The organism is Paenibacillus sp. JT22N12, assembly GCF_056269365.1.
In genome coordinates this window covers 50,444-72,084 of record NZ_JBWDNU010000009.1, presented here as the reverse complement: position 1 = coordinate 72,084, position 21,641 = coordinate 50,444, and the positions used below count along the sequence as shown (strand labels likewise).

The window sequence follows — 21,641 nt, the reverse complement described above, 5'->3', positions numbered from 1 at the left end:
AGTGTGAATTTTAATATCTATTAAGAGGGAGGCTCTGAGCTTATATGCCTTATGTTATCGGGATCGATCTTGGCACAAGCGCGGTGAAGGCGCTGCTGCTTGACAACAGCGGTGCGGTCGCCGGCGAAGCTACCCGGGAATATCCGCTGTTCCATGAGCATTCCGGCTGGAGCGAGCAGCGTCCGGATGATTGGGTGGAAGGAACGCTCGGCGCAATAGCCGAGCTGCTCCGCTCATCGGCAGTTGCGCCGGAAGCGGTAGAAGGCATCAGCTTCTCCGGTCAAATGCATGGACTTGTACTGCTGGATGGGGAAGGCAATCCTGTGCGCAACGCCATTCTATGGAATGATACACGCACAACGGCAGAGTGCCGCGAAATTGAACAGACGCTGGGAGCAGGTCTGCTCAACATTACGCGCAACCCTGCGCTGGAAGGCTTCACGCTGCCGAAGATTTTGTGGGTGCGCAAGCATGAGCCGGAGCTGTTCGCGCAGGCGGAGCTGTTCCTGCTGCCCAAGGACTACGTCCGTTACCGGCTGACAGGCACGCTGAATATGGATTACTCCGATGCGGCGGGAACGCTGCTGCTGGACGTTGCGGGCAAAAAATGGAGCCGCGATGTGCTGGCATCCTTCGGCCTTGGCGAATCCTTCTGCCCGCCGCTGGTTGAATCGCATGCACGGGTTGGAACGCTGCTGCCTGAGGCGGCTGAGCGCTCAGGTCTGCCCGCTGCGACTCAAGTATTCGCTGGCGGTGCGGACAATGCATGCGGCGCGATTGGAGCAGGCATCCTGCAGGAGGGACTTACGATGTGCAGCATCGGAACCTCCGGGGTTATTCTCTCCTACGAGGGCGGCAGCGGCAATGATTATGCCGGCAAGGTTCATTTCTTCAACCACGGCAAGGAGGATGCCTTCTATGCCATGGGCGTGACGCTTGCGGCCGGATACTCCTTGAGCTGGTTCAAGAATACGTTCGCCAAGGGCGAGTCCTTCGATGAACTGCTCTTCGGCATTGACGGGATTGCTCCGGGTGCGAATGGCCTGTTGTTTACACCTTATCTGGTGGGAGAACGTACGCCTCATGCTGATTCGGTCATCCGCGGAAGCTTCATCGGCATAGACGGCTCGCATGAACGGAAGCATTTTGCCAGGGCGGTTATGGAGGGCATTACCTTCTCGCTCAACGAGTCTGTTGACCTGTTCCGTCAGGCCGGCAAGACGGTCGATACCATCGTATCCATCGGCGGGGGTGCGCAGAATCCGGTCTGGCTGCAAATGCAGGCCGATATTTTCAATGCCGACGTCGTTGCGCTTGAGAATGAGCAGGGACCGGGCCTTGGAGCAGCTATGCTGGCCGCCTATGGCTGCGGTTGGTTCGAAAGTCTGGATGCATGCGCGGAACGTTTCGTGAAGCGGGCATCTGTCTATAAGCCGCAGCAGGCGGCGGTAGACGCTTACGCGGGCCTGTTCCGTATTTATCAGAAGGTATATGGCCAGACGCGTGGTTTGAACGAGGCGTTGAAGTCTTTCCGAAACTAGTTATCCGTATTACCGTTTAGCGCACTGGCTTATTGAGCCGCTTTCTTCGGGGTGCCCGAAGGGAGCGGCTATTTTTCGTGCCTCTATATTCGTGCCTTTATATTAGAAGACAGCGGATGAGATACGGAGCTATCCGCCCAGTTTGAACCGGGTTAAATGGTCCTGGAGATTCTCTTTCATCAATATTTCCTGCTGCTTCTCCCCCATGAGATCGAAATGGGGAAAAGGGGGACGGTCATGAATATATTTGGTATTCAATCCATGCTTCACACACCATATCCTGAGCTGCTTCAGGTTGGCATTGCCGACTTTGGTGACGGAGGTGATATCGGGAAAACGCGGATCGTACCAGTAGTGGGTCAAATAGGCGGTTTCTCCGCTTAAGACGGTTTTCTTCCAAAGGTTCAGTTCTGCTCTCGTTATGCCGAAGGCCAATGCTCCTCATCCTTTGCTTTGAGTGGTAGTAAAGAGTATATCACGGCCGGGACCGCTGTTGTATGCATGAATGCCTCCTCATTCTAAAGATGGTTATACGTGATTGACGGAGTACGATATACTATAATGAAGTGAAATAGGCTTGCCACGGTGAAGATAAAGGAGTGAGCACGTAAACGATGAACGTATTAACGGTAGACATCCGAAATGCCGGCTATGAAGAGAGCAAGCCGATTATCCGCGACGTTTCCTTTTCCGTAGAGGCAGGCGAGCTGGTTGGATTGATTGGTCCCAACGGTGCGGGCAAAAGCACCACGATCAAGTCGCTGCTGGGACTTCTCCGCCATGTGGACGGGACGATCGTCTTCTCAGGCGAGAGCAAACGCTACGCCTATGTGCCGGAGCAGCCGGTGCTGTATGAATATATGACGCTCTGGGAGCATCTGCAGCTGGCGGCGGCAGCCTATGGACTGGATGAGACGACTTTTATGAAAAGAGCCGGATTGATGCTGGACAGGTTTCGCATGACCGATGATCGTCACCGTCTGCCTACTGGCTTCTCCAAAGGGATGCAGCAGAAGATGATGCTTATTATCGGCTTTATGCTGCAGCCTGATGTATATGTGGTGGATGAGCCTTTCGTAGGCCTGGACCCTCGCGCGACCCGCGATTTCCTGGAGCTGCTGGAGGCGGAACGACGCCGCGGGGCCGGAGTCCTGATGTGCACGCATGTGCTGGATACGGCCGAGAGAATCTGCAACCGGATCCTGCTTATTAATGGCGGCTCCGTTGTCGCCCAGGGGACGCTGGACGCCGTCAGGGAGCAGGCAGGCTGCGCTGCGGATGCGCCGCTTACGGATTGTTTCTATGCGCTTACTTGATCCGGGAAAACAGGCATCACCTGCCGGAAGAGGCGCAGAACGCGGCCATCATGTTTTTTAATTAGAAGTAAGTCTAATATCCGGTCTATACATTCAACATATATTTCTGAGATGAAGAAGCCTGCTGCGCCGTCAAAGAAAGACGGGCAGCCGTTTCTTCTTGGGAGGTTCTAAGGTGGAGTCAATACCAGCAGCACCGCTTGATGTGAAAGAGGACAAGCCCGGGAGCTGGACGGCAAGAAAGCTGTTCCGCCGCAGGGCGGTCCGTTATATCCGGGAGCAGTGGGGCGTTTGGCGTACGGCTCTGGATTGGTCGGTGTGGCTTTATATCGTGATCCCCGGACTCTGGATCGGGGGCGGGCTTTATGTGGAGCTGTGGCGCGACCCTCCGGTCTGGCTTGCCGACATGCCCTTGTGGGTTGGTGAGCGGGTTGCTTTGATTGCCGTATTGGTTGGACGTTTGCGGACGTTCGCGGAAGACGCCGACGTGCTCTTTCTCCTGCAGAGAAAAGAATGGGGACGCAGCCTGACGCTGCGCGGCATGGGCTACACGGCTGTCATACTGTCCATTCTGACTGTTCTGATCTACGCGTTCCTGCTTCCTTTTCTCATTACCCTGCATGGCCTCACGATGAGCTCGGTCGTGTCATTGGCTGTTTTTACCCTTGTGTGGTCAATGATCGGAGCAATCTGGCGCAACCTGATCGAAGGGCGCTACCGCGGCTGGCGCAAATGGCTGTGGAAGCTGTTGTCCACCATTATATTGGGCGCCACCTATATTATACCGGTTATCATATTCGGAGCGGATTGGCTTCAGCTGCTGCTGCCGATTGCGCTTGGAGCCGTCGTTCTCCTGGCTCTGATGCGCCTGAAACTGCGGGCGCGCGATACATTCGACTCGGACGTCCAGCAGGAGCATAAGGCCCGTCTGGCCGTCACAGGGCTGCTTCTGCGGGGCGTCATCACCCGCAAGCCGCGTATCCAGTTGAACCGGCCGTTGATTTTCCGCCAGTCGAACCGGATTTTCAAGTCATTTGATGCGGAGGCCATCTTGGCGGAGGCCGTCCTGAAATCTTTCCTGAGGCGCTTCTCGCTGCTGCGGATCTGGCTGAGCTTTGCCGCGCTTTCGGTGCTTGCCGTCAGCTTGTCGCCAGGGGGATTGAAGCTGCTCATAATCGCCGTTTTCCCTATTCTGCTGTCGCTTTGGGTCCAGTCTCATTGGCGGAATGTGATTGCTGAGGCTTTTATTGCTCAGTTCCAGTGGCCGGACGACGTTCTCATGCAGTCCGGGGAACGTATCCGCTTCTGGATCGTGGTGCCTGCCGTTGGGTTTATGGGCCTGGTGGGGGGATTGCAAATGTACGGGCTTGGGGGGCTCCTGCTTATCGTACCGGCTGTATTCATATGGATGGTCATCAATAAATTCCTGTCCACCTTCATGATGCTCAGATTCAAGCAGGAGAAGGGCTGAATCTCTGATGGATTCAGTCGGCGTTGAACGGCAGGTCTGCATGGCGCAGCATTAAAAAGGGCACACTGTTGACAATAGGGTCGACATTCCAAGTAGGAAGGGAAAGTGTGCGCGATGCGAAATTATATGGACCTGCTGTTTGAATTTGCTGATGAGAACGACGCGGCGCTGGCATCCAATACGCTGGATGAGCTTGGTTATGCTCCAGTGCTTTTGGATGGAAAACCTAATGTTCATATTCAGCTGGACGGGGGGGATCTGACCTCCGCAATCGAGATCGCGCAGGCGCATGGCGGCAAGCTGGCTGTGCAGGAAATTCCCATTCCGGCGCATATGGTCAATGAGGACTGGATCGCCAAAGAGGAGCAAAGCGAGCCTGGGCAAACGGAATTAAATGTGCCCGATGCCGAGGATTCCCTGCACAACCGCGATGAGGATACCCGGCAGGAAGATCTCACTGGCTGCGATAGCGGCACTTACGATCATTTTTCCGGCGATGTGCATAATTGAGTAACGCGACAACTCAAAACCTGGAATAGACGGCTTTACAGGCATGCAGCGTCCGTCGTTCCTTCCTGCAAAGCTGACAGCGCCATAATGGCTGTCAGCTTTGTTCATGCCGAAGGGACTTATTGCTGCAGCGCAGCGGCGCTCATTCCCGCCGTGTAGCCGGTTGTGAAGGCAGCCGTGATGTTATAACCCCCGGTGTACCCATGGATATCCAAAATTTCGCCGCAGAAGAACAGCCCCGGCATCAGCCTGGATTGCATCGTTCCGGGATCGACTTCCTTCAGGTTTACGCCGCCTCCGGTAACGAAAGCCTCTTCGATTGTCAAGGTTCCGTTTACGTTGACCGGAATCCGCTTCATCAGCCGCATAAGCTCCATCCAGGGTCCTTTCGCCACATTGTCAAAGGTCAAATCCCCCGAAATTCCGCTGCGGCGCAGCAGCCATTCCAGCAGCCGCTCCTGCACGATCGAGCGAAGAACGTTTTTGATTGCCTTCTTGGGCTCCGCCTTGATGAGCGACATCGTGCCCGTGTATAATTCGTCGGCCGATTGCTCCGGGAACAAATCAATACTGACCACTACCTCACCCTTGGGATCCTTCCTGAGCGCCTTTACGACAAACTGGCTGCAGCGGAGTGCGGCAGGACCCGACAGGCCGAAATGGGTGAAAATCATATCCCCTTCATGCTCAACAAGCTTCTTTCCCTTCGCATTCCATACCGTGAGCGTGATGCTCTGCAGGGATATGCCCTGAAGCTCGCGGTTCTGGATCCAGGGCTCGGCCGAGGTAAGCGGCACCTCCGTGGGGTACAGCTCCGTAATCGTATGACCGGCCTGCTCCGCCCAGGGATAGCCATCACCGGTCGAGCCGGTATGCGGCACAGATTTCCCTCCGGTCGCAATGATAACGGCTGCGCTTCTGATCTCTTCTCCTGAGCGCAGTTTCACGCCAAGCAGCTCTCCGTCCTTAATCAGTAGACCGGCCACCGGCTCGTTGACCCGCATCTCGACACCTTCCGAGCTCGCTTTGCGGATAAGAGTTTCCACGACCGATTTGGCTTTATCCGATACAGGAAACATTCGTCCGCGATCCTCTTCCTTCAAAGGAATGCCAAGCTGCTCGAAAAAAACCATAATGTCGCGGTTGCTGAACTGGGCAAGAGCGCTGTAGAGAAACCGCCCATTGCCGGGGATATGACGGATCAGCTCCTCGAGCTCCTTGGCATTGGTCACGTTGCACCGGCCGCCTCCTGAAATGCCAAGCTTTCTTCCCAGTTTATTGCCTTTATCAATAAGCAGGGTCCGGGCTCCTCTTTCTGCTGCAGCAATGGAAGCCATTAGTCCGGAAGGCCCTCCTCCCACAATGACGACATCGTAATTCATATATTCTCCTCGCTCATAAACAGTTATTTGGACAATGCTGCTGTGCAGCCAGATTCGTCCCCACTATCATACTACCTTTGTTCTTTTTGCGTCCATATTTGCTCCACTGCGTAGCGTCTATTCGACAACATCAGATTTTATGGCATTTTTCTTGAGTGAGTCAATGGATCGATGATTGTAAATTTGATAGACCTATGTTTTAATCGGAGAGAATGGGAATAAACAGCTGGTAAAATAAGGGATGGATTGGGGGGAGATCGGATATTTGTGGAAGCAAACGCTATTGCAACTCATTGTCGCTTTGATACCCGTGTTTGTCTTTCAGACGTGGACTGAGCATCTCAAACAAAACAAGGGATTTTCCATTTGTATTGCCTTGACCTGCAGCGTATCCATCTTGTTTGGATCCGTCACCACGATAAGCTTCCATGGGTTCGATCTTGATTTTCGGGCCATTCCATTACTGATCGGTTCTCTATATGGGGGAAGCTTTACAGCAGTCGCATTGGCATTCATGTTTGCGCTCTCACAGTTTCTGAGGAACGGATGGGGGATCGGAATCGATCTGGTCGGGCTTGTTATTGTTCTTATCCCAATGCTGTTTGTATCCATAAAACGATTTCAACAATCTTCGCTCAAAGAAAAACAGTTTATCGCCTTTTTTATGATCACCATTATGGCTTTGGTTATGGGAGATTCCTTATTCAGTCATCTTGTATCTTCCAGGCATTTCTATGATCCAGCCGCTGTCCGGTATTATTTATTGTATGGACTGATCAGCATGATTGCAGTGGTTTTTTGCATCAGCCTGATGGAAAAAATATTAAAAAGCCAAAAAAATATCGATGAGTTTCAAAATGTATCAAACGAGCTGCGAAGTGAGGCTCACACGCTCCACCAAATGCTTGAGGAAAGCCAAGTTGGCGTCTTATTCGTGGACAGGAGCGGTATTGTTTCCCACATTAACAAACGGGCCATGTGTATTCTGAACCATAAACTCTCATCGGGGGACCCGGAGGATTTGCTCGGCAAGTCCTATACCAGCCTTTACGAGAATGTGAAGCAGGACGAATTGGGACAGTTGATTGCAGAGGCGTTAAGCGGCAATAATATGTCCAGCGACAGCGTGCAGGAGCAGGGCAAGATTTATTTGAAGCAGGGATTCAGCGTCCGTGACCAGCAAAACAACACCGTTATCGGTGCGGCTCTTATGCTTTACGACAAGACGGAGGTAAGCCGTCTGCGCGATGAAGTCGGGCGGATGGAAAGGCTTAGCCTCGTCGGGCAGATGGCTGCCAGCATCACGCATGAAATCCGCAATCCAATGGCCGTAATTCGCGGCTTCGTACAATTGATGCGGGAGCGCAGTCCCGATCATCAACAGGAATATTTTCGTATCGTCATGGACGAGCTTGATCGGGCCAACAGCATTATCAACGACTTTCTTTCTCTTGCCCAGAACCAGATGATTGAGAAGGAAAGCTGTTCGCTGCATGATCTGATCAATGAAATGCTGCCGCTGCTCTGGGCTGACGCCAATATGCGGGGGCAATCCATTGAACTGGAGCTGGCTGATCAAATGCCGCGCCTTCTGCTCAATGTAAAAGAAATGAAACAGCTTATATTGAATCTGGCCCGCAACGGGATGGAGGCCATGGATCAGAAGGGTGTGCTTACTCTTGGGACGGTCGTTCATGCCCAGCAGGTGGAGCTTCGGGTTGGCGACAACGGCTGCGGGATTTCCGCAGAGCAGCAGGAGAAGCTGTTCGAACCCTTTTATACAACAAAATTACGCGGTACAGGCCTTGGCCTTCCGCTTTGCCTTAGTATCGTAGAACGTCACGGGGGTCAAATCAAGGTTGAATCGACAGAAGGCGAAGGTACGCTGTTTATCGTAGCCTTCAGCATGCAGCAGCGAATACATGAGGCCGCAGCAGCGGCGGAATATGGAGAATAGGATGCCGGAACTGGTTTCAATTGGATCAGCCCGCCTGGATGGCTTGCTGCTGACTTTTATTTTATCGGCCGCAGCCGGGCTTGGCGCATTGTGGCTGTGGCAGAGGAGAAGTCCGGATAGCCCGGACAGGGTCCTGCAGGATCTGTTGTTCAACGCGGTTGTAATTGCATTGCTGGGATGGAAGCTGGCTTTTATAATAAGAGATCCCGAGTCAGTCTGGAATTCGCCGCAATCGCTGCTGCTTGTACGAGGAAGCGATACAGATGCGTTGATCGGCCTGTTCTTGGCCCTGGTGTATCTGATGATTGCAGTCCGCGTCCGCAAGCTTTCCTGGCTGCGTCTGCTGGATACCGCGGCTTTGGCTGTCCTTCCGGGCAGTGCGGTTTGGAACGGGCTGACGGATTATCCCTATCGGATTATCTATTCGCTGTTATTTCTTATTGTATACATATATCTTCTACGGTCGGTCCAGGCGAGTGAGCCTGTAAGCGGAGAATACGGGAGAGCGGGGCTGCTGGGCGCGGGGATAGGAGGGCTGGTGGTCAGCCTGTTCGCTCCGTACCCGCCAGGCGATTTTCCGGAGTTGACAGCGGGCCTGAGCGCTTTGCAGTGGTGCTTCATCCTGCTCGCGGCTGGAGGAGCGCTGCTGCAGGTAAAAAAGGGATAACCCGACAGAATTGCGCACATACTAGCACCGGAAGGAGGTGCTCGCAGTGAACAACAGTCAAGACGGACAAACGAAGCAGCATCCTGCAGATGCGCAGGATAGCGCTGAGCAGAAGCAGCAGCGCAGACAGCAATCGGGGGGCAAGGCACCGGAATCGGCAGGTTTTGATAAGAAATTGGACGGCCCGAACCGGCCTTCTGTATAGCATCTGCGGCGGAAGCCGGCAATAGGGTCAGCAATCGGTCAGTGCCGGTTGCTTTTTCTTTTGCTTTCAAATTCCGTCGGCGTTATAATAGTAGAAAATGATCTCATATTAGGAGTGATTACACATGTCAATGTCTTTTGAACGATATATGCTCGATATGGTGCAACCGATGCGCGATGATCTTACACGCCTTGGAATCGAGGAGCTTCGCACGCCCGAAGAAGTGGAAGCGAAGATTCCGGATGCCAAAGGAACCGCGCTTGTTGTTGTCAACTCCGTTTGTGGTTGCGCAGCAGGTCAATGCCGTCCAGGGGTAGCCGAGGCGCTCCGGAACGAATTGAAGCCCGACCACCTGTACACCGTGTTTGCCGGACAGGATAAAGAAGCGACAGCCAAAGCTCGTGAATATTTTGCTCCATACCCTCCTTCATCTCCGTCGATTGCCATAATGAAAGACGGCGAACTGGTTTACTTTATCGAACGTCATCAAATCGAGAACCGTTCGGCAGCCGACATCGCGGCAGATCTGACTTCCGCTTTCGAACGTTTTTGCAGCTAAGAGGTGATGGGATGAGCTTACAGCAGGAAATTATTGCGAAGCTTGGCGTAAAATCGGAAATCGATCCGAAGGATGAAATACGCAAGCGGGTTGACTTTCTGAAGGAATACGTTGTGAAATCAGGGACGACCGGGCTGCTCATCGCAATAAGCGGCGGGATCGACAGCGCCGTTGCCGCCGGCCTGTGCAAGCAAGCGACTGATGAACTGTCTGCGGAGACAGGCAAGGATTATATGACGCTTGGCGTCTTCCAGCCCTACGGGGAGCAAAGCGATATTGCCCATAGCTACGAGGTGGCGGAGGCTTTTAACCTGAAGCACCGCATTGAAACCAACATTGAGGAAGCGGTTGATGAGGTCGCCCTTGAGGTGGAGCATGGCTTGAAGTCGATCGGCATGTCCCGGCATATCAGCCGCGGCGGCAAAGGCAATGTGAAGGCGCGTACCCGGATGGTTACGCAGTACGCATTGGCCTTTGAGCTTAATCTGCTGGTCGTTGGCACGGATCATGCCTCGGAAGCCATTACCGGCTTCTACACCAAATGGGGAGACGGGGCAGTTGATATTACCCCCCTCTCCACGCTGAACAAACGCCAGGTCCGCCAGTTGGCAGCCGTTCTCGGCGTTCCCGCAAGCGTACAGGGCAAAGCTCCTACCGCGGGACTTTGGGAAGGTCAGACGGACGAGGAAGAGCTGGGTATCACCTATGATGAGAACAGCGCTTATCTCGAAGGCAAAACGGTAAGTGATGCAGCCCGCGAGAAGCTGGAACGCCAGTACATCAAGACTGCACATAAACGCGAGCCGATTCCCGGCATATAAGCAGTATGTCCAATAAGCTCTTCACCCTATCAGGTGGGGAGCTTATTGCCGTTTGCAGTCATTACGCTTCGGTGGAGAATCCGGCATTCTGAACTACACAGCAAGCAAGGGAGAGAAATCTGAATGATTGTCGGGATCGGGCATGATTTGACATCGCTGGAACGAATGAAGAGGGTGCTGGAAGGAACTGCAGGGGCCCGTTTCCAGGAAAGGATATTAACGCCTCTTGAGCTGAGGAGGGCGGCTGAGTTGAGCGGCCTGCGGCTTATTGAGTTCACAGCAGGTCGCTTCGCCGCCAAGGAAGCAGTATCCAAAGCCTTCGGCTGCGGAATCGGCCGTACGCTGTCCTTTCACGATATCGAGATTGGCCGCGATGATTGCGGCAAGCCGCTCTGCAGACTGGCTGACAAGGCTTGGGAGAGGCTCAGGATGTCTCCGGCATCAACGGTCATCCATGTCACGATAACGCATGATCACTCGCTGGCTTCAGCTTTTGTGATCGTTGAGCGAATGGCATAAGAGAAGCAGTCGGATTTCTCGTCAAAGGGAGCCCGGATTCACAGTCCGCGGATCAGCATAATTTAGCAATAATAGGAAGGCAGTCCTGGTCGGAAACGGTCCGGGACTGCCTTTTTGCCGTTCTAATTTTTGAATTTACCTTCCATTTATTCGTACTGTTAGGTAAGTATATAATGCTCTACAGACAGTATTGAATTGTTTTTCCTTGAATTTTCTTATTGACAATAAAGGTTGACTGCCTTATATTTACCTAACGGTACATATATATGTTGTGCCATAAAAAATGAGTTCGGAATAACTGCTATTACAGCTTAAAGAGACAAAGAATATAAACTGTAAAAGCTTAGATATCTCCATCTCAGAAATTCAGGAGGAGTACAAAATGAGCAAGTCTTTGCCGTCAATTCGAACTTGGCTGGGAGTGATTTCTCTCGCGCTGGGGGCAGCCGTTATCGTGACGACCGAATTCATCCCTGTCGGCTTCCTGCCGAACGTTGCCGACGATCTGAATGTAACGCTTGGAGCTGCGGGATTGATGGTGCTCGTCCCTGGCCTGAGCGCGGCTGTCGCGGCGCCGCTGGTTATCGTCGGAGCCGGCCGTCTCGACCGCCGCCTTCTGATTGTTATACTGGGCATTCTCGTCGTACTGTCGAATGCGATTGCGTTCGTGGCGCCTAACTTCGGCATCTTGCTTCTGGCGAGAGTGTTCCTCGGGGTCGCGATTGGCGGGTTTTGGGCCGTGGTCCCTTCGCTGGGCTTTCGCCTGGCAGGCCTGGAGGCGGGCACGCGTGCAACGTCGGTTATTTTGGCAGGCTTATCGGCGGGTACCGTAATCGGACTCCCCGCAGGACAGTTCTTCGGGAACCTCATTGGATGGCGGTTGACTTTTGCCGGAGCGGCGGCTCTGGCGGTCCTGATCGTCGTCATTCAGCTTGCGGTTCTGCCGAAGATTCCGGCGATAGGCAGGATGAGGTTCTCTCACCTCATAAAGGTGTTCCGCGTTCCGATCGGCCGGACCGTGCTTATCGCGGGAGGAATGGTCACTGTGGGGCAGTTCGCGGCATCCACCTTTGTGACGCCGTTTCTCCTGCAGAATGCTCATATGGAGTCTGGGCTGGCTACTGTGCTGTTCCTCGGTTACGGGCTCGCCGGCATCGTCGGCACGCTGCTTGGCAGTGCACTTGTGGCACGAAGCCGCATTTGGACCTTCGTGGGTGCCGCCGCCGCGTTCGGGGTCATCCTGGCCGTCCTGCCCGCACTGAGCAATGCTCCGATCATCGTCAGCATTCTTTTTGTAGCATGGGGCATCATATGGGGACTTGTACCTCTGGCGCTTCAGACCCTGATGCTGACAGCAACTCCGGATGCCCCGGAAGCATCGTCCGCCATGCTGATCACCGTGATGCAGCTGGCCATTGCGGTCGGCTCCGCACTGGGGGGCCTGCTTGTTGACTCGGCCGGGCTGGCTGCTGTGTTCATCGTCAGCGGAATCATTGCCATCGCTTCGTCGCTCTTTGGCCTTATCGCCCGCCGCGGTGTGTGACTGATTTCCAGTCGTTGAGAAACGGCGAAGCGTCGTGAGAAGGATGGGGCGGCAGCGTACTGCATTGAAGATGTATAAATAGGCGATAATAACAGAAATTAAGGGCAGATGATTTATAATGATCCGGCCAGGAGGCCAGATTGACCGGCACATCGGCGAGATGGTTCCGCTTGCTGCCTGACGCTTCCGAAATGCAATTTACTGTGTCTCTACGATTCAACGGTTGACATTGGAGAGCGCAGGAATTAATATACCTTTAGGTACAAAATAATGTTCAACAATTTTTGCAAGGAATTTACCAGTGGCTCTACTGGGAAATAAGGCCTTGTTTTAATGGCTTGACGAATTTATTAGTTCCATCATAGGGGGAGTTCAAAAATGGAAACAAGCATATTCAAAGAGACTGATTTTTTCACCGTTATTCGCGATCGGCACGCGGTGCGCAAATATGATCCCAACGTGAAGATTCCCGTACAGGAGCTGAAAGAGATGCTGTCGCAGGCTACTCTTGCCCCTTCCGGAGCCAATGTGCAGCCATGGAGATTTCTGGTCATTGACGACCCGGCTTTGAAAGAGAAGCTGCTGCCGGTTGCGTTCAATCAGGAGCAGACGTTGACCTCTTCCGCGGTGATTGTCGTATTGGCGGACCTTGAGGCCTATAAAGAAGCGGATAAAATTTATACTCAAGCGGTCGAGGCCGGATACATGACGAACGAGACGAAAGACCAGCTCGTCACAAACCTGACAAACCATTACACGAAATCCAGCCCCGACAAGACTAAAAACGCTTTTCTCATTGATTCGGGCCTTGTCTCTATGCAGATTATGCTTGTGGCAAAAGCGCATGGATACGATACCTCACCAATGGGCGGTTATAACGCCCAGCAGCTCAAAGAATTGTTCGATATACCGGACCGCTATGCCGACGTTATGCTGATTGCGGTCGGCAAAGCGCTTGAACCCGCTCATCCGACTGTCCGTCTGCCTGTCGAAGACGTGACGTTCTGGAATGGTATCAGCAAATAATATCTCATCACCAGCTTGAAACTGTACTCAATTGAAGGGCATGTTTGAAATATAAAAATCCGAAAACAGGCACCGGCGTTATCGCGCGCTGCCTGTTTTTCTTTTGTTTCGGGCGCTTTTCCGCATTTTCCCAAAACGCCTGTCTCAGCTTGACTTCCTGAAGTCTGAAGCGTATGTTTATAATTCACGCCAAAATATAAAAAAAGAACCCTATCATCCGGTTGAAAGCGGATAGGGGTACTGTTGATCCTTTCGGATAGGTCAGTATGAAGAGCCTGCGCCAGTTGAGCGGGTTCTTTTTATATTAGAGGATAAATTGTCATTTCTGGCCGCTGAGCCAGCTTGCCAGCCCTTCGATCTCTTCGGCCGTCAGCCGCGACTCGAATGCAGGCATGCTCTCGCCGCCTTTTTTAATTTGCCGGGCGATTTGTTCCTTGGATAACCGCTTGCCTACATGCTGAAGATTCGTTTCAGGGCCCATTTTACCCTGGAGCTCCGAGCCATGACAGGATATACAGGCGGAGCGGGCGATTTGCACAACCTCGGCCGGGCCTTCCAGCGCGTTTGACGGACTTCCGCAGGCGCTTAGCAGCAAAATAGCCAGAATGGACAGAAGCAGGGATAGCTGCGGGCGCAAAGATGCCTGCCGATAGGATGGTATGATCACAAGTCCTCCATTGTTCACCTTATAGAATCGTACTATGCCGCCAAAGGACAGTGCAGCCGTGTCTCCTGACTTTAGAACTAATCTTTCAGGGTATTTTCTCCAGTATAGGACGTTTGGGCAAACCTTTGCAAACCTGACATGCCCGGTCGTATCCTTTTAACCCTTTTGTACGTATAATGTTAGTTGGAGTGAATGAAAGTTTTCATTATTATGATGATTGGAGCAGAAAATGAAGCCTACCTACATGACGATCATCCGAAACTATTTTCACCATTTCCATGCTGATGTGGCAATGGCATCATTCTCATATACAAGACCGGGCTTGAGGGTGCAGAGCCTTCCCGAGTTTTATCGCTTATGGTACATAAAAGAAGGACAAGGGGTCCTTTATATGAACGGGCACCGCTATGAAGTACAAACAGGGCAGCTGTATCTGCTGCCGCCGGGATCCCAGATCGTTTTTGGCAGCGAGACTTTGCCGGCCATCGGCATCTACTGGTGCCACTTTCGCGCATCAATGGGAGATATGCAGCTGTTTGAGCTGCTCCAGCTCCCATTTTGCGTTAAACCCGTACATGGAGATCATATCATCGATTGCTTCGAAAGCCTCATCCATGCTTTTCACTCGACATCTTTGTCCAGTGATTTGAGGGTGAAGGCGGGCATGCTTGAGGTTATTGCTTATTATCTCGATTATTGCGGACAGCAGGAGGAGATTATGCAGCGAATCGATTCGCTCGAAGTGATCGATCGTGTGTTAGAATATATTGATGAGCACCTGGATGGCAATATTGGTGTGGACGAGCTGGCGAAGCTGGCTTTTCTGCACCCGAACTACTTTATCAGTTTTTTCAAAAGTGCAGTCGGTTTTTCGCCTATTCAGTATGTCAACAGAAGACGCCTGGAGGAAGCCAGACGGCTTCTGGAACAAACGGACCGCGCTGTGAATGAGGTTGCCGGGCAGGTGGGGCTGCAAAATCATTATTTGTCCCGACTGTTCAAGCAGCATATCGGATTGTCTCCGACACAGTACAGGCGCGTTCACCGCGAATCGCATCTCTTGCTCGAGGAAGGTGACCACTAAGATGGATAGGGAAGCAGCAGATTATTTCAGCCGCGAGTTGCTCGGCTGGTACCGTGAGAATAAACGTGTCCTGCCATGGAGGATCAATCGTGATCCCTACAGGATATGGGTATCCGAAGTGATGCTGCAGCAGACCCGGGTGGATACGGTCATTCCTTATTATGAACGTTTCATGGAAAAATTCCCTACGGCGGCTGCGCTTGCGCAAGCCCCCGAGGAGGAAGTGCTGAAGTGCTGGGAAGGGCTTGGCTATTATTCGCGTGCCCGCAACCTGCAGGCCGGAGCAAGCGAGGTGCTCACCCGGCACGGAGGCATAGTTCCGGATAACAAGGATGCCGTTTCGTCGCTGCGTGGAGTAGGTCCTTACACGGCTGGCGCCATAATGAGCATTGCCTTCAACCGGCCGGAGCCGGCTGTGGACGGCAACGTCATGCGTGTGCTGTCGCGGTATTTCTGCCAGGAGGACGATATTGCCAAGCCCTCGACGAGGATCAAAATCGAGAAGCTTGCTAAGTCGCTCATTCCTGAGGGAGCGGCCGGCGATTTCAATCAGGCGCTCATGGAGCTTGGAGCGCTTGTCTGTACTCCCAAGTCACCGGGCTGTCTGACCTGCCCGGTGATGGCGCACTGCGAGGGAAGGATGGCAGGGAAGGAGCATACGCTGCCGATCAAGACGAAGGCCAAGCCGCCGCGGCCGGAAATGCGGCTTGCAGCACTTGTTGTTGGCAGCGGCGAGCATGCCGGCAAGATACTGGTGCGTCAGCGACAGGGCAGCGGCCTGCTGGCCCGGATGTGGGAGCTGCCGCATGTATTGGGGCCCCAGCAGCCGCCAGGCGGCGAAGCGAGGCCCAGAGGCCGCGGGCGGAAAGCCGCCGCGGCTGGAGGCACTGCAGTTATCGGCAGCAGTGAAGCGCTGCTGATGCAGAGCGCAGCCGCAGCCGGAACAGATGGCGGCCTGCTTTCCCTGAAGAGCGCTGCGGAGCCGGATCTTATTCCGGACTCCGGGGTCGGACTTCGCGGCCTCGCTGCCAGCAGCGGCCTAGCAGGCAGGGCCAATACACACGCAATCCACGCGGATATGCTGTGCCGTGAGCTGTTCGCCCAGGATGGGCTGCTTGTCCGCCCGGCCGGCTGGTGGGGCGAGGCGGAGCATGTGTTCAGCCATATCGTTTGGGATGTGCAGGTGTACCGCGCGGAATTCGGGTATTGGCTTGCCAATGAAGCGGCGCTTGAAAAACCGGATCATTCGGGAGGAACGTTATTCGGGAGCGGAGGCGGTCAGAATTTCCTCGCGGCTGAGTCGGGCGCAACTTACACGACAAAGGGGAAGCCGCGGAAGGAACCAAACGGCGGACTGCCTCCACACTACCGCTGGATCGGGCCGGAAGATATGCGCGAGCTGGCTTTTCCCAATGTTTTTCTGCGCTTGCTTCGAGATTATTGGGAAACCACCGATTGAATCTTGTACAGGATATCTTTTACAATAGAATAAAGCGCCAAAACAGCTATTAATGGAAATGGGGAATGTTGAATGAGCCAAATGTTGGATGTGCTGATCCGGGAGAAAATTGTGGCGATCTTCCGCAACATTGAGGACAAGTATGCCGACCAGGCAGCTGAGGCGCTGCTGGACGGCGGGATAACCCTGATGGAAATAACGATGAATACGCAGGGCGCTGCTGGGATGATCAGCCGATGGCGCGATAAATACGGGAACAGGGCGGGAATTGGCGCAGGAACGGTGCTTGATCTGACGATGGCGAAGGAAGCCGTCGCTGCAGGCGCCCAGTTTCTGATTTCTCCTAATCTGGATGAAGCGGTTGTCGATTACGGAACGAAGAACGGCATTTCCGTATGGCCAGGCGTTATGACGCCAACTGAGATTGTAAGGGCATGGAAAGCGGGAGCGGAAGCGGTGAAGATCTTCCCGATGGGAACGCTTGGCTGGAAGTATTTGGCGGAAATCAAAGCGCCTCTGGATAAAATACCGATGATGGCCACCGGCGGCGTCGATCTGGACAATATTCAGGACTACTTCAAAGCAGGCGCCTGCTCCGTGGGAATGGGCAGCAAGCTGGTCAATATGGAATGGGTGAGAGAAGGACGTTTTGATTTGCTGACCGAGCGGGCCCGCAAATTTGCGGATGCGGTCAAATCGCTGTAGGCGGTGTGAAGATGAGGATAGCTTTGATTATAAGCGCGGCGCTTGTCGCGCTTCTTTTGTGGTTGATCTGGATTATCGCAGCCAAAGCCCAGCAGCCGAGGAGAATGGCCAATCCTGCTGTTCCGGTCGGGCGCTACCGGTCATTAACATTCAACAGCGGAGGAATTGCGCTTCAGGCATGGCTCTTGTTTCCGGACAATGAGATGCAGTTTCGGGATTCCAGCCTGCTGCCGCTGGTTATTGTGGCGCATGGCTGGGGCTCTAATCGTTCACGTGTGTTGAGATATACGCAGCCGCTGCTCGATGAGGGGCTCGCCGTTCTGCTGTATGATGCGCGAAGCCATGGGGACAGCGAAGCCATCAAAGCCCCTTCGGCGCTGATGTTTCGGGACGATATTCAAGCCGCGGTATTGGCTGCCCGCAAGCTGCCGGAGATTGATCCGCAGCGGATAGCCGTTCTGGGCCATTCGCTCGGCGGCTTCGGCACGCTGCTCGCGCTGGGTGCGGGACTTCCTGTACGGGCGGTTGTTACCGATTCGATGCCTACCCGCTTCGAGACCATGCTGAAGGCGGATTTGAAGCGGAAGAAGCTGCCGTTCTTCCCGCTTGGCTACTTCATTCCGGCGATTTGGCTGCTGCGTGCCGGGATCTCTCGTGCCGAATACAGGGCGGCACAAATTCCTTATGCGCTGGCGGCGAACGAAGCTGGTGCTGCGGTGCCGGTATTGATGATTCATGCGAAGGGAGACAGCTTCATCCCGGCGGATGATCTGCGGATACTTGCGGAGCAGTGGCCGGTTGATGCCTTTTATGTGGAGGGAAGCGGGCACAGTCAGTCCGAGCAGGACCCGCGGTTTTGGAGCAAAGTGATTCCATTTCTTAAGGAGAATCTCTTATAGCAAAAAAAGAGGCCTGCGGCAATATCCGCAGGCGCAAGAGAGAATATATAATAAAGGGGGGTCATGTCTCTATTATAGGCAAATAAGATGAAAAGAACATGAAGGAAACATTACAATTATATTACAAAAACATCCGGGTTCTGGAGCGGATAGAAAGCGACAGGTTCCGGATTACAAAAACATCCGGGTTCTGGAGCGGATAGAAAGCGACAGGTTCCGGATTAAAAAAACATCCGGGTTCTGGAGCAGATAGAGAGCGACAGGTTCCGGATTAAAAAACATCCGGGTTCTGGAGCAGATAGAAAGCGACAGGTTCCGGATTACAAAAACATCCGAGTTCTGGAGCGGATAGAAAGCGATGATGAGGTAGAAAATAAAGCAGTTCTGCGAGAAATAAGGTTCTTTAATGAGAGGCAGTATACAGACAATTCGAGGAGAGACTCGCCTCTATCCCACCCGATCGATTCTCCCATATTTCAGCGGGTTCAAGTCATATCATTCTTTTGCCCCATCAGGGTACCCCTGAAGAAGTTCGGGCAAGCGTCTCCGCTTACAACATAACCTGTAGATTCAGAGCCAGTGGACATAAAAAAATGATGACCCTTGATGAATTCAAGGGTCATCTCCTGGCAGCTAAACTCCGTGGTAGTTTGTTTTAACTATCCACAATCCGGTTCAGTATCCAGCTCTGCTGGAGGGCGAAAAAAATAAATTGAACAACAAATAGCGCTATGATATAATCGATAGCGCTATAGACAAATTAAATTATATGATGTGTCCAATATTATTCCTACTTTAATTGTACATCTGGAACTTTGATTTGTCAATGCTCTTTTTATCCCAAAAAACGGAAAAAGGAGTGTGTTCAAGGAGAGATGGAAGCGAATAATTGGCGGCAGGAACAGGAGCGACTGGAATGGGTCAGGAACAAGCTGCAGGCGAGAATCGCCGAACTGGAGCCGGAGGTTGCCGGACTGAGCGATCAGGCAGCGGACATCCGCAAGCGGTTTTGGGAAGAAGTTACGATCAACACAAGCACGCACGAAGACTTCGAAGAGACCTTCTACACGATTACCCAGCAGTCCGCGGTATTGGCCGAACGGGAGCGCGGCCACAAGTTGTTGACGCAGCAATGGAAAAGCATGAATCGTCTGCTCCCGTCTCCTTATTTCGGACGCATCGACTTTCAGGAGGATGGCCTGAACCTCAGCGAGCAGATCTATATCGGCGTATCTTCCTTTGTCGACGAAGACGGGTTGAGCTTTCTGATCTATGACTGGCGTACGCCAATCGCGAGCCTGTACTATGACTACTCCCCCGGCACGGCGTCTTATGTCACGCCGGCCGGACGAATCGAAGGGACGATGGAGCTCAAACGGCAGTTTCAGATTCAAAACGGGCAAATCCGCAACATGTTTGACGCGAGTGAAACGATCGGAGACGAATTGCTGCAGCAAGTGCTCGGCAAAGATGCGGACTCGAAAATGAAGAGTATCGTGGCAACCATCCAGAAGGAACAAAACGCCATCATCCGCAATGACAAAAGCCGCATGCTTATCGTACAAGGGGCGGCCGGCAGTGGTAAGACTTCTGCGGCACTGCAGCGGGTGGCATACTTGCTGTACAAACACCGCCAGACGATCAGGGCCGATCAGATCGTTCTTTTCTCACCGAATCCGATGTTTACCAGTTATATCTCCACCGTCCTGCCGGAGCTCGGTGAAGAGAATATGCAGCAGACGACTTTTCAAGAATATCTCGACTATTGGCTGGGTTCCTCGTTAAGGCCGGAGGATGCCTTTGATCAGATCGAATATGTACTGACCGCACAAGGAGCGCCGGGATATGAGGCTCGTCTTCAGGGGATCGAGTATAAAGCTTCTGAGGCTTTCCTGCAAGCCCTGCAGAACTATGGAATGTGGTTGGGACGGGAAGGAATGCGATTCAACGGTATCCGGATTCGGGACCGCGATTTGATTACTGCCGAGCGAATGAGAGCGAAATTTTACGGTTATGACCGTTCCCTGCCGTTGACCAATCGTGTCGTTCTCTTGCAGGAATGGCTGCTGAATGAACTGGCTTCGCTGGAACGCATGGAACGGGAAGCGCCTTGGGTACAGGAAGAGTTGAATTATCTCGATACCGAGCAGTACATGGAAGTCTTCGGAACGCTGCATAAAGAAAAGGAATTATTCGACCTTGCGGAAAATTACGCCACAGTTCGCGAGAAAATGAACAACAAGCGCCGGGAAGATGAAGGCGACTTTGATTTCGCCCGCAAGGAGGAAGATCTGCTCCGCCGAAGGATCGTGAAAGAAATCTTTAAACCGCTAAGGAAAAGTGTGAAGAAATTTTCGTTTGTAGATGTCAAAGGCATATATGGGCAATTGTTTGAGGGCGGAGCCGCTTATCGGGAGAAAATAAATGGGGCCGCCATCCCCCCGCTGTGGCCTGAAATATGCAGGCAAACCAAGGAAACGCTGCTTCGCAGCGAGTTGTTGCATGAGGATGCGACTCCGTATTTGTATGTAAAAGAACTGATTGAAGGCGTCCGGACGAACACGGAAATCCGGTATGTCTTCGTTGATGAGGGTCAGGATTATTCCCCGTTTCAATATGAATATCTAAAAAAGCTGTTTCCCCGTGCCCGGATGACGGTGCTCGGCGATTTCGGGCAAGCGATCTTCATGCAGGCTACAAGTTTGGCCGCCTCCGACTCGCCGCTTGTCCGCCTTTTCGGCGAAGCCGAAACAAGTCTTGTCTGTCTTGTACGCAGTTATCGTTCAACCAGGGAGATTGTTGAATTCACGAAATTGATGCTCCCAGACGGGGAAGAAATTGCACCGTTTGAAAGGGGAGGCCAAAAACCCCTTCTGAGGAAACTGGACGGCGGGGAGAAGCGTGATGCGCAAATTCTGGCAGACATCGCGGCGCTCAGGGCCGAGGGCTTCGATTCCATTGCCGTCATTACGAAGACCGCAGCCGAAAGCCGGGAGGTTCATGAATCGTTACGGATTCAAGGAGGCGAAGCTCTGCAGCTCATTACGAAGGAGACGCTGGTCTTTGAAAAAGGAGTGATGGTCATTCCCGTTTATCTCGCCAAGGGTGTCGAGTTCGATGCAGTCTTGGTCTATGACGCTTCGTCCGAAGCTTACGGTCGGGACAACGAACGCAAGCTTCTTTATACGGCGTGTACGCGGGCCATGCACCGGCTTCATCTTTACACAACGGGCGACTGGTCGCCGTTCGTGCAGGCACTGCCTGCGAATTTGTACGAGAAAGCGCCATATTGACGGATCGGTGGCGACGC

The 21,641-nt window shown here is 53.1% G+C and carries 20 protein-coding genes; 17 read left to right on the top strand and 3 right to left on the bottom strand.

The annotated features are described in order from the left end of the window. Positions 1-44 precede the first annotated feature (44 nt). Entirely contained in the window at positions 45-1,541 is a 1,497-nt protein-coding gene (gene xylB / locus AC0YOA_RS26790; protein WP_475789240.1) for a xylulokinase, read from the top strand. A gap of 129 nt (positions 1,542-1,670) precedes the next feature. Here the strand turns inward: xylB and AC0YOA_RS26785 are convergent, their stop codons facing one another. Next, on the bottom strand, positions 1,671-1,976 hold the full coding sequence (locus AC0YOA_RS26785) for a hypothetical protein (protein WP_475789239.1): 306 nt from the start codon (positions 1,974-1,976) through the stop codon (positions 1,671-1,673). A 179-nt stretch (positions 1,977-2,155) separates the two neighbouring features. Here AC0YOA_RS26785 and AC0YOA_RS26780 point away from each other — a divergent pair, with 179 nt between their 5' ends. The 3 genes from AC0YOA_RS26780 to AC0YOA_RS26770 all read left to right on the top strand — a co-directional run bounded on the left by AC0YOA_RS26780 (position 2,156) and on the right by AC0YOA_RS26770 (position 4,838). Beyond that, positions 2,156-2,857 (top strand): ABC transporter ATP-binding protein, encoded by a 702-nt coding sequence (locus AC0YOA_RS26780; RefSeq protein WP_210044112.1) that lies wholly within the window; start codon positions 2,156-2,158, stop codon positions 2,855-2,857. Between the two features lie 175 nt (positions 2,858-3,032). Then, complete coding sequence (locus AC0YOA_RS26775; protein WP_475789238.1) at positions 3,033-4,328, top strand: ABC transporter permease; 1,296 nt, start codon at positions 3,033-3,035, stop codon at positions 4,326-4,328. 114 nt (positions 4,329-4,442) lie between these two features. Next, positions 4,443-4,838, top strand: a complete 396-nt coding sequence (locus AC0YOA_RS26770) for a hypothetical protein (protein ID WP_475789237.1) — start codon at positions 4,443-4,445, stop codon at positions 4,836-4,838. 119 nt (positions 4,839-4,957) lie between these two features. Here AC0YOA_RS26770 and AC0YOA_RS26765 read toward each other — a convergent pair whose 3' ends face one another. Further along, positions 4,958-6,220 carry a BaiN/RdsA family NAD(P)/FAD-dependent oxidoreductase gene (locus AC0YOA_RS26765; RefSeq protein ID WP_475789236.1) on the bottom strand — a complete coding sequence of 421 codons (1,263 nt, stop codon included), beginning with the start codon at positions 6,218-6,220 and terminating at the stop codon, positions 4,958-4,960. Positions 6,221-6,485: 265 nt separating this feature from the next. Between AC0YOA_RS26765 and AC0YOA_RS26760 the strand changes: the two genes are divergently transcribed. The 8 genes from AC0YOA_RS26760 to AC0YOA_RS26725 all read left to right on the top strand — a co-directional run bounded on the left by AC0YOA_RS26760 (position 6,486) and on the right by AC0YOA_RS26725 (position 13,517). Then, a complete protein-coding gene (locus AC0YOA_RS26760; RefSeq protein ID WP_475789235.1) occupies positions 6,486-8,177 on the top strand; it encodes an ATP-binding protein in 1,692 nt (563 codons plus the stop codon). 1 nt (position 8,178) lies between these two features. Beyond that, positions 8,179-8,844, top strand: a complete 666-nt coding sequence (locus tag AC0YOA_RS26755; RefSeq protein ID WP_475789234.1) for a hypothetical protein — start codon at positions 8,179-8,181, stop codon at positions 8,842-8,844. 46 nt (positions 8,845-8,890) lie between these two features. Continuing rightward, positions 8,891-9,049, top strand: a complete 159-nt coding sequence (locus AC0YOA_RS26750) for a hypothetical protein (RefSeq protein WP_475789233.1) — start codon at positions 8,891-8,893, stop codon at positions 9,047-9,049. A gap of 124 nt (positions 9,050-9,173) precedes the next feature. Then, on the top strand, positions 9,174-9,608 hold the full coding sequence (locus AC0YOA_RS26745) for a BrxA/BrxB family bacilliredoxin (protein ID WP_475789232.1): 435 nt from the start codon (positions 9,174-9,176) through the stop codon (positions 9,606-9,608). 11 nt (positions 9,609-9,619) lie between these two features. Next, positions 9,620-10,429, top strand: coding sequence for an ammonia-dependent NAD(+) synthetase (gene nadE, locus AC0YOA_RS26740; protein WP_475789231.1), 810 nt, complete (start codon positions 9,620-9,622; stop codon positions 10,427-10,429). 123 nt (positions 10,430-10,552) lie between these two features. Next, on the top strand, positions 10,553-10,948 hold the full coding sequence (acpS, locus tag AC0YOA_RS26735) for a holo-ACP synthase (protein WP_475789230.1): 396 nt from the start codon (positions 10,553-10,555) through the stop codon (positions 10,946-10,948). A gap of 382 nt (positions 10,949-11,330) precedes the next feature. Next, positions 11,331-12,491 (top strand): MFS transporter, encoded by a 1,161-nt coding sequence (locus tag AC0YOA_RS26730; protein ID WP_475789229.1) that lies wholly within the window; start codon positions 11,331-11,333, stop codon positions 12,489-12,491. Positions 12,492-12,869: 378 nt separating this feature from the next. After that, entirely contained in the window at positions 12,870-13,517 is a 648-nt protein-coding gene (locus AC0YOA_RS26725) for a nitroreductase family protein (protein ID WP_475789228.1), read from the top strand. Between the two features lie 319 nt (positions 13,518-13,836). Here AC0YOA_RS26725 and AC0YOA_RS26720 read toward each other — a convergent pair whose 3' ends face one another. Next, positions 13,837-14,184 carry a c-type cytochrome gene (locus tag AC0YOA_RS26720; protein ID WP_475789227.1) on the bottom strand — a complete coding sequence of 116 codons (348 nt, stop codon included), beginning with the start codon at positions 14,182-14,184 and terminating at the stop codon, positions 13,837-13,839. Between the two features lie 229 nt (positions 14,185-14,413). Here AC0YOA_RS26720 and AC0YOA_RS26715 point away from each other — a divergent pair, with 229 nt between their 5' ends. The 5 genes from AC0YOA_RS26715 (at position 14,414) to helD (ending at position 21,624) form a co-directional block, all read left to right on the top strand. Beyond that, positions 14,414-15,268, top strand: coding sequence for a helix-turn-helix domain-containing protein (locus AC0YOA_RS26715; protein ID WP_210044125.1), 855 nt, complete (start codon positions 14,414-14,416; stop codon positions 15,266-15,268). A 1-nt stretch (position 15,269) separates the two neighbouring features. Beyond that, complete coding sequence (mutY, locus tag AC0YOA_RS26710; RefSeq protein ID WP_475789226.1) at positions 15,270-16,727, top strand: A/G-specific adenine glycosylase; 1,458 nt, start codon at positions 15,270-15,272, stop codon at positions 16,725-16,727. Positions 16,728-16,799: 72 nt separating this feature from the next. Next, positions 16,800-17,432: a bifunctional 4-hydroxy-2-oxoglutarate aldolase/2-dehydro-3-deoxy-phosphogluconate aldolase gene (locus AC0YOA_RS26705; RefSeq protein WP_210044127.1), complete on the top strand. Its 633-nt coding sequence runs from the start codon at positions 16,800-16,802 to the stop codon at positions 17,430-17,432. An 11-nt stretch (positions 17,433-17,443) separates the two neighbouring features. After that, the gene (locus AC0YOA_RS26700; protein ID WP_475789225.1) at positions 17,444-18,331 is read left to right on the top strand and encodes an alpha/beta hydrolase; all 888 of its coding nucleotides are present in this window, start codon (positions 17,444-17,446) and stop codon (positions 18,329-18,331) included. A gap of 875 nt (positions 18,332-19,206) precedes the next feature. Continuing rightward, positions 19,207-21,624, top strand: a complete 2,418-nt coding sequence (helD, locus tag AC0YOA_RS26695) for an RNA polymerase recycling motor HelD (RefSeq protein ID WP_475789224.1) — start codon at positions 19,207-19,209, stop codon at positions 21,622-21,624. The last annotated feature ends 17 nt before the right edge of the window (positions 21,625-21,641 follow it).